The organism is Natranaerofaba carboxydovora (assembly GCF_022539405.1).
GTDB classification, from domain to species: Bacteria; Bacillota; Natranaerobiia; order Natranaerobiales; family Natranaerofabaceae; genus Natranaerofaba; species Natranaerofaba carboxydovora.
On sequence record NZ_CP054394.1, the window covers coordinates 1,146,564 to 1,163,600 of the forward strand.

General features: G+C 31.5%; 14 protein-coding genes. 3 read left to right on the top strand and 11 right to left on the bottom strand.

Features of this window, described 5'->3' with window-relative positions; genetic code table 11:
* Positions 1 to 34: 34 nt before the first annotated feature.
* The 9 genes from cas5b to ACONDI_RS05555 form a co-directional block, all read right to left on the bottom strand.
* Positions 35 to 778: a type I-B CRISPR-associated protein Cas5b gene (gene cas5b / locus ACONDI_RS05515; RefSeq protein WP_241080474.1), complete on the bottom strand. Its 744-nt coding sequence runs from the start codon at positions 776 to 778 to the stop codon at positions 35 to 37.
* Entirely contained in the window at positions 768 to 1,694 is a 927-nt protein-coding gene (gene cas7i / locus ACONDI_RS05520) for a type I-B CRISPR-associated protein Cas7/Cst2/DevR (protein ID WP_241080475.1), read from the bottom strand. Before cas7i ends, cas5b begins: the two co-directional genes overlap by 11 nt.
* Positions 1,695 to 1,712: 18 nt before the next feature.
* The gene (locus ACONDI_RS05525) at positions 1,713 to 3,437 is read right to left on the bottom strand and encodes a hypothetical protein (protein WP_241080476.1); all 1,725 of its coding nucleotides are present in this window, start codon (positions 3,435 to 3,437) and stop codon (positions 1,713 to 1,715) included.
* Between the two features lies 1 nt (position 3,438).
* Positions 3,439 to 4,149, bottom strand: a complete 711-nt coding sequence (cas6, locus tag ACONDI_RS05530) for a CRISPR-associated endoribonuclease Cas6 (protein WP_241080477.1) — start codon at positions 4,147 to 4,149, stop codon at positions 3,439 to 3,441.
* A gap of 268 nt (positions 4,150 to 4,417) precedes the next feature.
* Entirely contained in the window at positions 4,418 to 4,666 is a 249-nt protein-coding gene (locus ACONDI_RS05535) for a hypothetical protein (protein WP_241080478.1), read from the bottom strand.
* 324 nt (positions 4,667 to 4,990) lie between these two features.
* Complete coding sequence (locus tag ACONDI_RS05540; RefSeq protein WP_241080479.1) at positions 4,991 to 5,323, bottom strand: YjcQ family protein; 333 nt, start codon at positions 5,321 to 5,323, stop codon at positions 4,991 to 4,993.
* A 57-nt stretch (positions 5,324 to 5,380) separates the two neighbouring features.
* The gene (locus ACONDI_RS05545; protein WP_241080480.1) at positions 5,381 to 6,361 is read right to left on the bottom strand and encodes a hypothetical protein; all 981 of its coding nucleotides are present in this window, start codon (positions 6,359 to 6,361) and stop codon (positions 5,381 to 5,383) included.
* A 1,424-nt stretch (positions 6,362 to 7,785) separates the two neighbouring features.
* Positions 7,786 to 8,256 (bottom strand): metal-dependent hydrolase, encoded by a 471-nt coding sequence (locus tag ACONDI_RS05550; RefSeq protein ID WP_241080481.1) that lies wholly within the window; start codon positions 8,254 to 8,256, stop codon positions 7,786 to 7,788.
* 588 nt (positions 8,257 to 8,844) lie between these two features.
* Positions 8,845 to 9,693: an HNH endonuclease gene (locus ACONDI_RS05555; RefSeq protein ID WP_241080482.1), complete on the bottom strand. Its 849-nt coding sequence runs from the start codon at positions 9,691 to 9,693 to the stop codon at positions 8,845 to 8,847.
* A gap of 883 nt (positions 9,694 to 10,576) precedes the next feature.
* Here ACONDI_RS05555 and ACONDI_RS05560 point away from each other — a divergent pair.
* Positions 10,577 to 11,317, top strand: a complete 741-nt coding sequence (locus ACONDI_RS05560; RefSeq protein WP_241080483.1) for a phospholipase D-like domain-containing protein — start codon at positions 10,577 to 10,579, stop codon at positions 11,315 to 11,317.
* A 228-nt stretch (positions 11,318 to 11,545) separates the two neighbouring features.
* Here ACONDI_RS05560 and ACONDI_RS05565 read toward each other — a convergent pair whose 3' ends face one another.
* A complete protein-coding gene (locus ACONDI_RS05565) occupies positions 11,546 to 13,831 on the bottom strand; it encodes an ATP-dependent DNA helicase (RefSeq protein WP_241080484.1) in 2,286 nt (761 codons plus the stop codon).
* Positions 13,832 to 14,006: 175 nt separating this feature from the next.
* Here ACONDI_RS05565 and istA point away from each other — a divergent pair, with 175 nt between their 5' ends.
* Positions 14,007 to 15,503 carry an IS21 family transposase gene (gene istA, locus ACONDI_RS05570; protein WP_241080909.1) on the top strand — a complete coding sequence of 499 codons (1,497 nt, stop codon included), beginning with the start codon at positions 14,007 to 14,009 and terminating at the stop codon, positions 15,501 to 15,503.
* The gene (istB, locus tag ACONDI_RS05575; RefSeq protein ID WP_241080485.1) at positions 15,500 to 16,222 is read left to right on the top strand and encodes an IS21-like element helper ATPase IstB; all 723 of its coding nucleotides are present in this window, start codon (positions 15,500 to 15,502) and stop codon (positions 16,220 to 16,222) included. Before istA ends, istB begins: the two co-directional genes overlap by 4 nt.
* Here istB and ACONDI_RS05580 read toward each other — a convergent pair.
* A complete protein-coding gene (locus tag ACONDI_RS05580; protein WP_241080486.1) occupies positions 16,212 to 16,793 on the bottom strand; it encodes a 3'-5' exonuclease in 582 nt (193 codons plus the stop codon). The two genes, istB and ACONDI_RS05580, sit on opposite strands and share 11 nt — an antisense overlap.
* Positions 16,794 to 17,037 lie beyond the last annotated feature (244 nt).

The window sequence follows — 17,037 nt, forward strand, 5'->3', positions numbered from 1 at the left end:
AGGAATAATCTGGATTTACTGCATTTTGTGTTTACTAGTCATTGACAGGTAGACATAAAAAAGCTGGGTTATTTTCATCATCAACTAAAATATCGTCTGTATCAAATAACAACTGACCTTTTTTTACATAGCCAGCTTCTATTTTTTCCCACTCTCTAGTTCCGTTTACGATTTCATATTTCCAACATAGTGAGAACGGTACACAGTTTAAGTCTAATTCCATAATTTGCTCTCGCCTAATGTAACAGTTAAATTGCATTTCTATATCTTCTTTTATAGGTCTTAATTCAGTTATTGCTACTTCATCAATTCTAACAAGGTATTCAGCAGCACCTAAAGATATAAACGAACACTCATTAAGTGCAGTCTGTAATTTTTGTAAAACCTCTTCTTCAGCAATTACATGGATAATTAATGTTACATCTTTTAAAACATATTTTGTAATAGGACTAGTAGATATCATATTATTATCTCTAGTTAAGTCATTTTCAACTTGAGTTTTAATTGTTATAGGAGCTTGTCCTAATCCTTTGTTTATTGCTTTTTGCCTATAAAAGTAATGAGTTTGATATTCCTTGAAGCTGCACTCATAATCTCCTTGTACTGAAATATTCATAGGTATAAATTCATTGGCATCCATAACATGATGCAGCATACCTTTTATTGTACTAAATGGCGGTAAAGGATAGGTCTCTCCAGCCTTAAATGCCAGCGGTTTTTTATAGCAGGCTGTTTCTTGAAATAGTTTTATTCTTAATGCTTTCTTACTAGACACCATAATACTTAGACACTTCTTTCTTTAAATTTTCAAAGAATTCTTCTACTGTGACTGTTGAAAGTTCTTTAGTAATATCTTCTTCATTGTCAAGTACACCAGAGACAATTCCAGCACTAGTTAAATCTTTTATAGATTCTCCTTTGGCTTTAAGAGACAATGCATCGTTGATAGGTCTTAGATCAAGTTTTTTAGTTCCAGGTATAAGCTTTAGCCTACCGTCAAAATAAGGATTTGCAACAGGATACAAACCACCAATTACAAAAGCAGGAGACATGTTTTCTGTTCGGCCTCGGATTTCTCGTTTTAAAAGTTTTACTACTTCTAAAAATTCATTTATTCTTTTTGCTTTTTCTTCATTTTCTATTTCTATCTCACCTTCAATATCTTCATCTTCTCTGGTAACTCCTATTCTACTTAAATCAGCAGAAATAGTATATGAATATAAGCTATGTTGATTTTCAATATTAGCTATATTATTTGAGGCATCACACCTAGAAGCCATACCCATGTTAGTTAGATAATCCATATCGCCTCTGTATGGTTCCATGGCGTATGCATGATTTATCCTTACAACACCTGGGCGTTTTAAAGTATTTCCTTCTTCTTTTTTAACAGTTTTCATATAACCGAATAAGTCCATTTCTTCAGATTCTTTTATCGAAACGTCTCTTTTAAACTGAACGACTTTGTTTTCTCCTGAACCAGTAGGCACAACAGTATCTAAATTCCAATCAAACTCTTCTGCTAACATTTCACGTATACTGTATAGTATTGATTGGCGAGATGCATAAGAATAAGTTTCTCCATTGCCTCTTATTACTTTTTTTAACTCGCTAACATTCCCTATCCCCTCTCCATAATTCAAAGAAGTACTTTCAAATATAACACCTAAAATTAAAGCTCTTTTATTTTTCATAGATTGTTATCCTCCTCTTTATTTAGTTCTTGCCGTTTCTATATTTTCTTTACTTAACAAACCACTGATAAATGCATTTGCTATATCATCGAAAGAGATATCACTATCATCATCTGCAATAGAAGCATTGGCTATGGATTTTGAAATCTGCATTTCAGCAGCTATATGTAGTCTGAAAACAATATCCATAAAAGCTCTTCTGTTTTTGGTTTTTGCTGTATTTAAAAGTCTATATACTATTCCATTTAGTTTACGTTCATCCCATATATTGGACAACTTTGTTCTTAGCTTTTGGGCTTCTATGTAAATATGATCGAAATTTCCTTTTGTTTTTTTATCCAATTGTTTTTCCCCCTTTTTTAGTTGTCTGAATATAAGCCTTGCAATGCAGACATTTTTAGTACTACCATAAAACTCTCCTTTTACTTTTGCATTTAATAATTCGTATATAATTGGTTGGAAATCAATTCCCTTCATGATCTTTGAGGTAATTCGGTCAGTGTATTTAAAAGGTATCTTTTCAATCTTTGATACATTATCTACGTTCCCGAAAAAATCTACTACGTAATCAGGTAAAGTTAAAGTTTCAATATCACTTTCTTTTCTTTGGTTATCTGGATTTGCCCATACTTCTACTATAGTTATTTGATTACTAAAATTCTTTTCTTTTTTTGCCCTTGTTCTAATATTATTTTTTAGACCTCGCCTGGAAACGTCTAATATAGTTTCTTTTAAAACGTGGTTGCTTAGCTGATTATTAAGCTCTTTTTCTTTGATATATTTCATGTTGGTTTTATACATTTCTTCAAATGGTTCGTCAGTTATTATAAAGCTCCAGGTAGGACGTATATCTTGTCTTTGTTTCTCTAGTTCAGTATAGTTATATTCTTTATTATAGTGAGCTACGCCCACAGGTATTAAAAGCATTATTAATAGAGCCATGGTCGAAACTCTTGGTAGGCTATCAGATTGATAGTTCCATTGGTAGTTTTTTGCTTCTTTTTCAGAGATGCCTAATTGAAAAAAAGTATTGTTTATAAACTTATTAGTACCAGGAAGCGAAGGAATGAAAAAACATTTGTTAAGACTATTAGGTGGGTCAACTATTTCATCAATGGCTTTTTGTACCAGGTTTTTATGCAGCCAATCTTTGTGACTCTTAGTATTTTGAGAAGTAGCACCAACAGCGGGGTTTAATATTCCACTTTGAGCCATAATGGGTTTTAAATATTTCCCTCTAATGTTTGTCAAAATTAATTGCTCAACAATCGAGACTTCGTCTTTTAATAATTCTTTTTCTGCTATGTGATCAAATAAGTTGTTTAATCTTTCTTTGAAAATTGTTGTAAATTCATCTAGCTTTTCTTCGTTAACTATAAGTTGACCTGAGTTATCATAGATGTCTTTCTTCATGCTAGTTATTTCGTTTAATTCTTTAAGAGCATTATCTTTTGGATTAGTAAATTTTTTTGCATCTTTTATTCTACTTTTTAAATTATTAATAGCTTCAAAGTCTTTTGGTTCTATTTGATATTTTTTTAAAATTTCTCTAAAGGGATTAAGAAAATCACATTGGTTATATACAAAGTCAAAATACTTATCAGCAAGTGTTTCTAGTTCATTTATATCTATTTCAACTTCAAACTGATTTACAAATTCAACACTTTCTTCTAGTAATCTTATTAATCCAGTAATACCCATTAGATAGGGCCAATCATACGTTATTGGTAGCTTTATCTTCAAACTATACCACCACACTTTCTAGCTCTAATAAACCAAAACCTAAGTTACTACGTCTTGAAACTCCTAATTGATATATTAGCTGCAAATCTTCTATATCTCCTTTTAATGCTAGATTGCCTTTATATGTTGTAAAAAATAGGTTATTATTTTTGATGCGTTCTTTAACAACTTGCTTGTCCATAAAAATCGGCACGACTTTTAAAGCTGTTTTCAATCCCTCTCCCCTGTAACTTTTTAAAGTTAAATTAGCATAATAATTAAACTCTTCTTCATATTTTTTTGGTTCATCTGGAGAAACAGGGTTTCCGCTTTTATCTTCGATTAATAAAGGTGATAATGTTTTAAATATTGCCTGAGTAGAATCTATGTCTTTTTCATTTAGCATTCGAATACTTTTTCGCTTTAGCTGCAAGTCTTGATAATTAAAAGTTCGTTTCTTTACCAGGCCATTATAGAGATGAAACATGAACTCATGACAAGGAGAACTGATAATTAGAGTAAAGGAATCTAAGAAAATAGTATCATTTTTTATTTCAAAGTTATTTAAGTAGACACTATGAGAAAAAGGCTTGATTTGTTTCTTTTTATCTTCATATAATCCTTTGAAATAATGCTCATCAGACTGTTTTAAACATTCTTTAATTACCGATAAGGTTATCATTCTATATGTAATTGGTATGCTTTTTACTTCAAAGTCAGCTGCTATTCTCATTAACACACCTTCTTTCTTGTAAAGAAATTATTCATTGGTAAAATTCTACAAAAAAATAGTTATTCCTTTTATTTCTAAGGATAAATATAACAAACTAACTTAGATTTAATATATTTAATGGGGAGTCATAAAAGCTGGTGATATAATTGTGGTATTGGTTATTTTTGAGGTGGAGCTATTGCTTATGGTGGATTGAATATGGCAGAAGGAATGCAAGTTTTAATTGGTGGTGGGGCACTTATTAGTAGTCCTTGTTTTATACTACTTACTACTCTATTTCTTCGTATTTCTTGATTGCTTCTCTGGCTTTTTTCTTGTATTTTTCTAAGGGCAGTAGCTCTTCAGCCTTTCGAAAATATTCATAAGCAGCTTTTTCGCATTCCCTGGCAAGATTGTACGCAACCCAGCCATCATTTGTCTGATTGTAAAGAACAAATAGACAGTCAATAGTTTCCTGAGTATCGCTTAATTGCTGACACTCCGAAATTTTCTGGTTTATTACTGACCAGTTTTCCAACAGAAGTCCCCCTTTCTAACTTAGCGTTGGGGTCACCAATCCTCTGTCGTGTTCTACTACTAATTCAAGTTTGCCATCCATGCCCTTTTTCACTTCCACCAGACTTTTTTTAGTAAACCTTTACATTCTCAGTTATTAAGGGTTGGATGCCATTCTTTAGATAGTACTTGATGAGTTAAGCTAAAAACATTATTTTTAACTATATATTGCCTCCAGTTGTGTAGAAAGATATATTAAACAGGTAGTTTGTATGAAGAATATTTTCTTCCCTTGCTAAATAATTGGTTTAGGCTATATTATCTTTACCTCTTTGATATTTTTATTTTAATATCCAGGAATAAAATCTTTGATTAACTTTGCAGCTTCTATAACTTTAGCTGTTTGGGAGTTTTCAATTAAAAAGTTAATACCTTTTAATGTTATTCTAGGTTGAGCTGTAACTATTGTTATATCACCTTGAGCTCCCCTATTAATACTTAAACCTTCAATCAAACCATTATTGTTCATCATGTCAATTATTAAAATCCATCTGTTTTTAGTAATTCCGATTGCTTCATGGCTTATTTCATTTTTCCAATCAAAGTGATCTTTGTCCATGGCTTCTTCTAATTTTTCTAAAATTTTAAATATGATTTCCATTGTTTGTTTTGCACCCATAAAACCCCTCCAGTAAACCCCACAAAAATAGATAATGTACCGGTACCCCTGAAAATACTAGTCTACCTTTTCTGACTGTTTATCCATATATTCCCTTCTAATTTGACTAAGTGTCTTACCACTTTCTTTATGTACAGAGAGCATGTAAGTTTGCACACTTGACCATCCAAAAACTTGTTTTAACCATTTTTGTAGTGATAATTCCTTACCATTGACATCAACATTTCCATTCTCTAAAAGTATAGCTTCATCAGGATGATTTTTTGCCACAATTATATCTCCAGCTTTTACAACGCCCCATTTCAACATCGTATCTATTTTAGGTAGTGACCGGCGTGTTATAGATTTATTTTGTTTTACTGTAGAGGTAGTCTTATCTAATAAATTAATGTAATAATCATCATAGTCTGTTAGTGGTAATACTTTTTCTGCGTGTAAGTAAACCTCTTCGTTAATAAGATAAGGTACAAGCTTAAAACAATTTATGTCAACGCCATTATTATTTAACCATGCTACCGCTGATAGAGTTTGTTCGTCATAATCTGAAGCAACTAAGATTATTTTTTGTTTTTTATTAAAGTTATTTTCTGCATCATTAACTCTTAAGAACTCGGTTAATTTTCTAGAAGCAAGTTCGTATGAAGTTAGCTCTCCAAGGGGAAATTCATTGCGATACTTTTCTATATAGGGTACAAAAACCTTTTTTACTAGATCATCAGTATCTTCGATAGTAGCATAACTTGCCGCATAGCGGATAGCTTGGAATTCAAAAGCTTCTGTACGATTTTCGATATCTTTTATGTCTCGTTTTATTTCAATTAAAACTAAACTACCATCTTGATCAACAGCAGTAAGATCACTTCTTCCTCGCTTTTCATTTTTAACTTGACTCCCAACAATAAGCATTGACTCCTCTTCATCACAGAGCATATCTATATTGCACCTTAATAATTCTTCAATCTGTCTTTCATCTACTCCTAATTTACTAAAAGTTACTGGTTCAATTTTTTCTGCCTTTTTGCTATTTATTTTATACATGACTGCTTCCCCTTTCTAAAAACTAGCTGTTCGTTTAAAAAGCCTGTTAATAATTACTTTTTTATCTTACTTACAGACTAATCTAAGATATTAATTGAAAGGCCGCCGGATGACTTGCTACTAATTTTTCAATTACTTATTTATAGATCTCGAATATATAGTTTATCCCTACGGTTTTTCTTTGTTTGTTTTGGCTCCCAACAACTAATACATGACTCTCGCATAGAGGTTCAATATTATTTAATAGTAGCTTTGTATCAGATGTTTTGGCATATTATATCTTTTATATTTTTATAATATTGTTTTCCTTTCCAGTTTAAGTAATGAGGATGGTAAGTTCTAAATGAACTTTCAGGCAAAAATTTAGAGCGAACTTTAGTAAGTTTTTTAATGTCCCAATTATTAATTTGCGTTTTATTTAAATCTTTAAATTCCATACGTAGATATTTATCGTAATTTGGTCCTGTAAAAAAGATTATTATATTTGGTTTTAAAATTTTGACTTCTTCTTTTATAACTGGAAATGTTTGTTTTTGCTTATCCCAGGAATTTTCAAAGTTATTTTCTTATTTTTTATATATAATTTCTTTCCCTTTACTACTTAAAGTTTTATTTTTTTCTTAATTTTACTTACCCTCTTAGATTAAGATTAAAAAGCTTTTACCCTTATCGTATCTAAAAAACCTCATAATTTCTGTCACAATGTGTCGAAAATGGAATGATATTTTTATTTATAAAATTAAAAAACATTGTAATGGTTGTTTTACTTGGATATTAAAATCTAGATTTAAAATTAATGGTATAATTAGTAAAGTAACGAAAGGTTCAATAATCTAGTCTTTTTATTTTATTTAGGAGTGATAATCAACTGATTGCTAAATTCTTGCTTCAATTTCTTTATATTTATCTTGCTTATGTTGGATACTTATTCATTATAATTACGAGGTGGCGACTTCATCAATATTGTTTTGAGCGCCATAATTTTTATTGGACCACCACTTGTACTTATAAAGGGTGTTTACAAAAGAAATAAAAAAACCTTGTAAAAAGGTTTGATTTCCCGGGAAAGCGCATAATACTGCATATTATGAAAAATTCAAGAGTTGTTTAAAAGTTACTAGGCATATATGGATTTGAGATGATAACAATTGGTTCAACATTACTAAAAAATGAGATTGCTGTTGAAGAAAAGTTCTTTAAAGGCAAACATTATGGACGATTTTAAAATGAAGACATGATAGAACGTGTGAAAGAAATAGAAAAAAGCAAAATATCTGTTGAAGTACCTATTGAAATAACCGCCTATTAATAGCATCACTAAGTTTAATGTAAGAGCTTCCAACCATCAATCTAAATGCTGTTAGTAAAATTACAATTCCCCAAAACTAATAGTTCTTTTTTGCCTAGTACGAGTTAAATTTGATTTATAAAGAAATAGAAACAAATAAGATGAACTTATAAATAACTATAATGTTACAGATAAGTATAAAAATTCCTTCCCAGGGCCACGCTGTATTATATGTCCAAAGGCAAATACCATATCTTTTTTCACTTGGCCACAAAAAACATACACCCCTATCTGTCAGAAAGTCCGCTAAAAGATGTGACGTATATCCTATAAAAATAGACAAAGTTATAGGGATAATCCAATAGCTTAGATAAGAAAGAATTAATAGAGGAAGAGCTAGTATTAGAATAGCTAAAAGACTATGTGTTGGCCCTCGATGTTTAATTCCAAAATCCAAGTCAAAATCAGGTATAACAGAAGTAATCATAGAAAGAAACATTCCTGTTAGTATTGACAACTGTATTGGTGACGACGGAGTAGGATATATTTTAGCTATTATAATCCAGTAAGAAGCTGCTCCAAAAATCATATGAGTCTTTCCTCTCAAAAAACCACCTCCTATTAATAACTATTTGGGAGATGGTTTGAATATTAAGGCTCTTATTGTTATCAAAGTTTGTTCGTTTAAATTTTTTAGCTTTGTAATGTTCATTTGACGTTATTTGCAGTTAAAAATTTTTGTTTTCATTAAACCTGTAATCATAAATTTAAATCAGCGTTTAAAAGACATTGCAAGAAAGCTGCCTTACGGTACTTGATCCTCCTCAACCACAAGGGGCAAGAATTCAAAAAGCTTGCGACAAACCCCAAGTTGCGTCAAGCACAACTTGTCAAATAACATATCCAAGCTTTTGGTCTAATCCTCTAAGGTCATAAACTCGCTTGAGCAATCGCCCGAATAGAGGTTATATAAAGTAGGATCTTTTGTCTAATTCGCCCTACACCCTACCCATAACATCCACTCGGTCTTGTAGATAACGGCAAGCTTTCTTTTATTCCAAGGGCTCTTCTGGCTATACAAAATGTTACAGCAACATGAACCGATAAATCTCCATCCCAGGAGTAGGAAAGTGACAGCTGATAAAAATATAAACTCTACCCCACAACCTGTGTTGTATTAGGGTAAGCCTTTAGTTCATCTATCAGATTTTACCCTCTTTGTTTCTTGAACTTTTTTATTATTATAATTAATAAATTCTAATGATAAGTTATGATCTGGATGTACATCCATCTTTTCTAAGTCTAAAGGGAGTGCAAAATTATCTAATAAAACATGATGATTAGGGCAAACGCAAATTATATTTTCCTTTACATCAGGTCCCTCATGCTCACCACCTAAGGGTTTTAAATGGTGGGCTTCTGCATAGTAGTTTACATCATCAAGCTTAAGTGATTCTTGACAAATTTGACATGTATAATTATACATAACTTTAATTTCTTTACTTACTTTAGTATCTCTAATTCTTCTTACTACCGTACTGGAAGAATACTTTTTATCCTCTGTTAATTCTTTATCATCAACATCTGGCAATTTTCTTAAATTTTCAAGAGAAAACAGTTTAAGTGGGAAATATTTTTCGTTTCCAAACCACTTAAATTCATCTGTTTCGGAATTAATTTCAGCCGTCCACCAAGTTTCATTAAACCAATCATCTCTATTTTTTTCTAGTTTAAACGCATATTCTCTTAACTCTATATAATGAAGAAAATATAACTTTTCTTCAAAGGGAATCAAATATATTTCAAAATTAGAAGGACCATCTAATGCACGAGGGTTTATAGATGGTTTTTGACGGCTATCAGCTTGAAACCAATTTTTATTTACACAGAACTTTGGATTATTATTAAAAAAATTTACAACCCAACAAGTGTATTCTCCCACATTAACTAAACAAGTATCTTTTAATTTTTTTTCTTCCTCTTCATTTAAATAAATTCCCAATTTCTCAAAGTGCTTAATAATTAAACTTGCCCTTTTTGTCAATGACATTGACCCCATAGTGCTATCACCTCTTTAATAAATATTTATTTAAATATATTACAGGGCTTTGTAAATTATTATAAAATTTGTCTAGTAGATATATTTGTAGTGTCAAGAATTAAGTCAAGAGTATAGGACCTTCGGAAGAATAAGGAAAACTGCAAGGAAATGTAAGCCCTTATAACCATGATTAATGCTATTTTTTTCATAGCATACCTCTTCTGGCGAGAATTTCTGAAACACACCTTCAATGGAACCATAGTACTTCCAATAAAAGTGTTTTTATGAGCTTCACAAATAGTACTAATTGAAAAAGCTTTGCACAGTATCTCCAATAAGCAAAATAGATTACCCTTCAAAATCCATGTTGAGTACCAGGTTTAAATCACGGATTTTTTACTGAAAGCTCTTGAGTTATTTAAATATATTCTACAAAATTATTCCACTTCCTAGTAACTTCCAGCAACTTGATTATTATTGTAATCGCATTGTCTTTTTCTTAGGTCTGTCATTATATTGGGTGTTCTTTTCTAAGAACTTCTATTAAGTCTTTCTCCTGTTTCGATCCATCTTTTATAAAATAGCTTGCTTTTATGGAGTGAAAGACAAAAGAAAAATCAGGACACTAACACTTCAAGAACTATTATAAAGCTGACCGGCGCCTGTTTTTCTAGCTGTAACGGTTAAATAAGAATTTGCAACTTAGTTATTTAATCGGGGTTATTTCATGCAGTTTTTATGACTAATATTCAGATGCCAAAAAACATAATCGCACACGTTTGCGATTATATATAGAATTAGCATTTTTCATAACGTTAATAGAAACAACATAAGAATATTATAAAGTTCATGAGTATTAAATATAACAATCCAGGAGGGTTGAAAGATGCCAATTGCTTTACTTTTTCGTAGAAAGAAAGAGTATTCCCCTTTTAGAAATGAGTTGCTTAATTTAATTAAAGACTCAAGAGGGGACAAGCTTCTATTAGGTTATGGATATATTGATGATAGGAATGACAAATACAGTATTATTAACCCAATATGTAGTCACATTGAAGAAAACGAAAATTTAAAAAAAGTTTACGTTATAGCTGGAAACTTCGAGCATAATAAACATACTACTAACGATGAAGAATGTAACGGAGATAACAACAAGATGACTGGAAATAAGTGTTGGAATTGTGCATTAGAAAAAGTTAGGAATAAAATAAATGAGAGGTTAGAAAACAAAGGTTTAGATGTTAAAATAATAAATTTTAATGAAGAAATTGATAATAGCTTTGATATGAGTAAATGGCATGCTAAAGTTGCTATGAAGTTTGAAAATGATGAACCTATAGCCGCTATTATCGGAAGTAGTAATTTGACCAATCCTGCTTTTAATCCTCATACAGATAGAAGATTTTGCCAGTTTGAAGTTGATGTGGTTATATATTTGCCTGGATTTGATGGAATATTCGACCTAAATATTTATGATCAAACAGAAATTTTATTTTCTAATAAATTAGAAAAACCAGGCAAAAAGGATAGTTATAATGATGAAGCTCAACATGAAAAAGTCTTTTTATATTCATTAGTAGAAGAGTACAAAAAGCTTAACATTCTTAATGACTTCTTTGACAAGTAATTAATAGCAACTGTAATCCTTCTATTATTATTTAAAAAGGTAATGAAGTTAAATGACGTCAAATGACATCTGTAAGAATACGTTCGTGACATCATTTGGCGTCATTTAATGCTTTTCTAAATATTTATCTATACATTCTTTATAAGCAAAGACTATTGGGACAGGGTCAGTCATACAGCTTTTTTTTGCAACTGATAGCCCATCTTTTCTAATCAAAAAAGTAGGTGATTATAAAATATTAGAGTCTAAATCGAGACTACCCTCCCAATATGCAAAATCAGACTTCATGCGGTTTATTATTTCATCTGTCGTTCCTTCTACTATCTCAGCGGGTGGCAGTTCATTCCTTAACTTACTCTGATAATCATCACCTATTAATTGATTGAGTACAAAAACATAACCATAATCATTTGGGGTTCTTGTCAGGCGTCCAAACATCTGTTTTAGTTCCATACTTACTCTTTTAACATCATATTGAAAGGCTTCGGTTTTCCCCTTTTCCTCCCTTAATTTATCATTTAAAGGGTCACTGGGGTGTTTAAATCCCACTTTTTCAATTAGAACGCAGCTAAGACTTGGGCCAGGTATATTAACCCCTTCAAAAAAAGTTCGGCTACCTAAAACTACAACTCTTTTGTTAGACTCTAGAAATTCTTTACCTTTCTTTTTACTGTCTTCAGGACTAAGTACCAATATATTTTCTTTCTCTAACTTTTTGTAAGCATAGCCATATATCTTTTCTAGCCTTTCGGTACTATGACCTAAAAATAACGTCCTACCGTTTAATGTTTTAGCCACTTTTACTAATAGCTCACTAACCTCTTTGATGAATTTATCTTCTTTTTTGTATATTGAAATATCAGTGGGGATTGCTAGTCGACAGTTAGATTGATAATCAAAAATATGCCCAATATAAAAATGACGTGTATTTCTAGCATCATTTAAGTTAATAGTTTTCTTGAAGTAATCAAACTTTTCTTCTACCCTTAAAGTGGCTGAAGTAAATACTCCAGCTTCTAAGTTAGCTATAATGTTCTCTGTAAAAGGTTTATTTAATCCTTCCTTTCCTAAAAACCAACTTTTATCTATTTTAATACCTCCATAATAACACCAACCGTCCGAATCACCTGGCTGATCACGTAATTCATATAAAAGTTTAGATATAAATTCGAATCTTTTAATAAACTCTTCAATTCTCATTGCTAGTGGTTGTTGGTCGAAGCTTTGTTTTATTTCTTTAATTTCATTTACTATACTTGTTACTTCCTGAGATAATTGATTTATATTAGAAGCAAGTTTTTCTACTCTCTTAAAAAACTTCAAGCTATCCTTTTCCTTTTTCAAACGTTTCTTCTCTTCATACTCTTCTGTCCATCCATTATTTTCAAAGTGTTTTTTAATTTGACTTTCCAGCTTATTTATTATTTGATGAGTTTCATTAATAATATTATTAAATTGATGTAGTCTTTTCTTTTTATTAGTTGTCTTATTATAATAATTAATCAAATAAAACAGTGGGCCACCTTCTTTTTTATTACTATTATAAAAATCATTAAGTAACCATTTAAGTTCAGAAGATGATACTTCTATTTTCCCCCCTTCTATCATGTTTCTTCTAAGGTTGTGAGCCTCATCCACTATTAAGAGCTTTATTTCTGGATAACTTTTCGGCCAGCAAGTCAATAGACTTTGGTTTACTACTATCAACTTAGCAGTTTCTAATTTTTGTTTCATTTCATTAAATTTACATTTATTATTAAAAGAACAATTATTTCCTTCACAGTCTATTCGATCGCTTTTTAATAATTGTTTTAACGGAATATGGCTCTTACTATATTCTTTCTCCTTCCAATAATTTATTTCAAACCAATAAGATAAATCTTCGTCTATATCACCACTTTCTACTTTTTCTATCCAGTTTTCTAGATAAATTGCCAATGCTATTTCATCTTCACTAGTATCTAACCCATTAATAAACTTATTATGTTTGTTTAAACAAACATAATTCTCCCTACCTTTTACTTTTAAATGTTTAATCCCCGTTAGATTTAAGCTATCAACTATCTTTGGAAACTCATTTTCCAAAATATCCTCTTGAAGTGATTTATTTGCTGTTGCAATTACTACTTGCCCTTTATTTTCATGTAACCAAAGTAATGTAACTAATAAATAGGGTAATGATTTACCTAATCCTGTAGGCGCTTCTGCACAAAGATATCCCCCATTAACTAAAGTATCTTTAATTTTTGCTGCAAGTTCTGCCTGACCATCTCGTAATGAATAGTCCGGTAAATATTTTTTAAGAACCTTTTCGTCTTGCAGTATGTCTTCCACGTCATCAAGAGTTGGTGGTTGTAACTCATTTGCAACTTCCAAATCAGATTCAACTTCAAGATTTAAATCTATATAGTCACATTCTAATACTTCTTTTACATAAGGATACCAATCCCAAGGGGATTCTTGATCCTGGCAATACTCATGAATTATTTTTACTAACTTAGATTGTTTAAGCATACTTTCTAGTAATTTATTAAGTGTTTGTGGCAAAATAGAAATGGAGAAAATGGCAAGATAAAAATCCCGTAAAAATTGGAAAAAAAGTCATTGCCAGCATCCCAAAAATATCATACCCTTCTAATTGTAATCTACCAAAAAACAGTTAGAAGGAGGAAAAGAAAGGATGCTGACAATGACTCAACAGTATAATATCAAATACTTATCATTTCATAAAGGAAAAAAGTACAGCGAAATTAGCAGGGAAACAGGCCATGATTTCAAAACTGTGAAAAAATACGCCGAGAAGGAAGATTTTAATGATAGTCCTCCCCGGAGAAAGAAAAAAAGTTCAAAACTTGATCCTTTTAAACCAACTATTGATCAGTGGTTAAATGAAGATACAAAAGCTCCAGTAAAACAGCGGCATACAGCTAAAAGAATATACGATAGATTAAAAGAGGAATTTAAGGAAAAATTTAATGTTTCTGAAAGAGTCGTTAGATATTACGTATCAGCTAAAAAGAGAGAAATATTTGGTGATAGTGAAGCTTATCTTCCCCTTGAACATCCTTCTGGGGAAGCTCAAGTGGACTTTGGCGAGTCACTAATTTATGAAAACGGCAAAGAAATCAAAGGGCATTCTCTAGTCTTATCGTTTCCCCATAGCAATGTAGCTTACGAGCAAGTTTTCAGGGGCCAAAACCAGGAATGTTTGTTGGAAGGGCTGCAGAGGATATTCAAATATATAAACGGTGTTCCCACAAAGATTTGGTTTGATAATCTATCTGCTGCAGTGAAAGAAATTAAGAAAAAAGGTGAAAGAGAGTTAATCGAACAATTTGAAAAATTTGCCCTTCATTACGGGTTTCTCCACAACTTTTGTAATGCCGGCAAATCAAATGAAAAAGGTCATGTGGAAAACAAAGTAGGCTTCACCAGGCTAAATCATTTTGTCCCCGTTCCTTCCGTATCTGACATAGAAGATTTGAATGAAGAACTTTTTCAAAAAGCAGAAAACGACGCCCAAAAACTGCACTACAAAAAACAAAAGAAAGAAGCAGAGCTATTTGAAGAGGATAAAAATTGCTTACTTAAATTACCGGACAAGCCTTTTGATATTGGCCGATTGGTAAAAGTAAAAACAAATAAATATGGAAAAGTTGAATTAGATAAAAAGATCTATTCCACATCTCCCCGGCTAGTGGGAAAACAGGTCTGGCTTTATTTAACCCATGATAGGGTGGATGTGTTAGATGAAGATTATAAACAAGTGGTTTCACACCCTAGGCTCTATCAAGAAACTGAGTCAATGAAATGGTATCCCTATTTAGAGCTGATAGCAAAACGGCCTAACGCTTTAAAATACACTGGTTTTTACAAAGAATTGCCCGATCCCTGGCAGGATTATCTTGAGTATCTTGATTACCCGAAAAAGAAAAAAGCACTTCATTTATTAAAGGATATAATTGAGCACAATGACATGGATACTGCAGCCGATGTACTTTCACAAACCCTCAAAGATGGAGTAGATGATGTGGAAAGTATCAGGCTTACTTGGACTAGAAAAACTAGCAACATAACTCTACCATCCGAACTGGTTTCAAACAATAATATACCTTCAATGACAGGATATACTCCAAATTTCGCAGTTTACGATGAGCTATTAAACAAGGCAGGTGATAGGAAATGAAAGAAACTATTGAGAGCTACTGCAAAAAGCTTAAGTTAGGTACTACTATACCGGAGAATTACCCTCAAATAGAAGCAGATACCCATGAAGAGTTTTTAGAGAAACTTTTAAGACTGGAGGTGGAACAAAGGGAGATAAATCGTAAAAACCGCCTTTTAAAACAGGCTAATTTTCCTACCTTCAAAACATCTAAGGACTACAATTTTGATAACGTAGCTTTGCCGGAAAGCATTGACGTGGAAACACTTAAGACTGCCGGTTTTGTTGAACAAAAGGAAAATCTTATTCTTTACGGGCCTGTAGGCACTGGGAAAACTTTTATGAGTATTGCTGTGGGAATTGAAGCTTGTAACCGTGGGAAAAAGGTTATGTTTTACACTACAGCAGCTTTGGTCAATCAGCTTTTAGAAGCTCAAGCTGACGGGGAAATAAATAAATTAATGAAAAAGATTGAAAAAGCAGATGTGTTAATTTGCGATGAATGGGGGTACATCCCCCTCAACACAGAAGGAGCACAACTTCTTTTTCAAGTAATTTCAAACTGTTACGAAAAGCGTAGTGTAATCATCACTACCAATTTAGAATTTAGCAAGTGGAACACTATATTTTATGATGAAAAGCTTACTAGTGCAATTATCGACAGGTTAGTTCACTACAGCCATTTGATCACATTTACAGGGCCTAGCTACAGGCTGCAGAACTCTTACATTAATTGCTAAATCTGGAATTGGGGTGCTGGATAAATTTTTTGCCGTTTTCGGGAATTTTATCTTGCCAAACACAATTAAGTATTTTCAGTGTATCTTCTGCATCATCTAAAGCTCTATGATTTTCTTTATATGACTTTGAATCAAAAATAACTTTACCTAAGTGATCTATTTTATGTGCATCTAATTGTGGTTCAACTATGCATGCTAACTCACAACTATCTAAAAATTTTTGAGATATACCAGATATATACTTTTTTAAAAATCCTTCTTCAAAATCGGAATTGTGACATATAAGAGGAAGATCTTCAATAAACTTTAGAAATTCTTCTCTTATATCTTCAATTTTAGGAGATTGGTATATCTTATTTTGTTCTTGTTCTAACCCTTCACACAATCGCAATGTATCCAGTGGTATTTCACATTCAGGGTTGATTAGTGTATGATATTTATCGACTATTTTATGGTCTTTGACTTTAACTGCACCTATTTCAATTATTTTGGCATTTTCCTCTGGGTTTAAGCCGGTTGTTTCAATATCTAAAACTACACAGTTTTTGATGTAGGAGTCGATAATAACCACCCCTTATAATATTAATGCTAAAATATTCTTGCTATTAAAATTATAATTTTTGTCCATTTTTTTATTACAAAAAATTAAATGATTAGCTCTAATTTTATGTTTCCTTATTGACTATTTTTTTCTTTATCATATTTTTTATACAAAAAATCATAATTTAAAAGTATAATCACTTCTTTTTAGGGTCAAAATAATACTTTGTGTTACATAATATAATCACTAAATTGTAAACTTAGATTGACTCTAT

Coding starts and splice junctions, on each gene's coding strand:
- cas5b (WP_241080474.1), bottom strand. CDS start 778: ATGGTGTCTAGTAAGAAAGCATTAAGAATAAAACTATTTCAAGAAACA.
- cas7i (WP_241080475.1), bottom strand. CDS start 1,694: ATGAAAAATAAAAGAGCTTTAATTTTAGGTGTTATATTTGAAAGTACT.
- cas6 (WP_241080477.1), bottom strand. CDS start 4,149: ATGAGAATAGCAGCTGACTTTGAAGTAAAAAGCATACCAATTACATAT.
- ACONDI_RS05540 (WP_241080479.1), bottom strand. CDS start 5,323: ATGGGTGCAAAACAAACAATGGAAATCATATTTAAAATTTTAGAAAAA.
- ACONDI_RS05545 (WP_241080480.1), bottom strand. CDS start 6,361: ATGTATAAAATAAATAGCAAAAAGGCAGAAAAAATTGAACCAGTAACT.
- ACONDI_RS05560 (WP_241080483.1), top strand. CDS start 10,577: ATGCCAATTGCTTTACTTTTTCGTAGAAAGAAAGAGTATTCCCCTTTT.
- ACONDI_RS05565 (WP_241080484.1), bottom strand. CDS start 13,831: ATGCTTAAACAATCTAAGTTAGTAAAAATAATTCATGAGTATTGCCAG.
- istA (WP_241080909.1), top strand. CDS start 14,007: ATGACTCAACAGTATAATATCAAATACTTATCATTTCATAAAGGAAAA.
- istB (WP_241080485.1), top strand. CDS start 15,500: ATGAAAGAAACTATTGAGAGCTACTGCAAAAAGCTTAAGTTAGGTACT.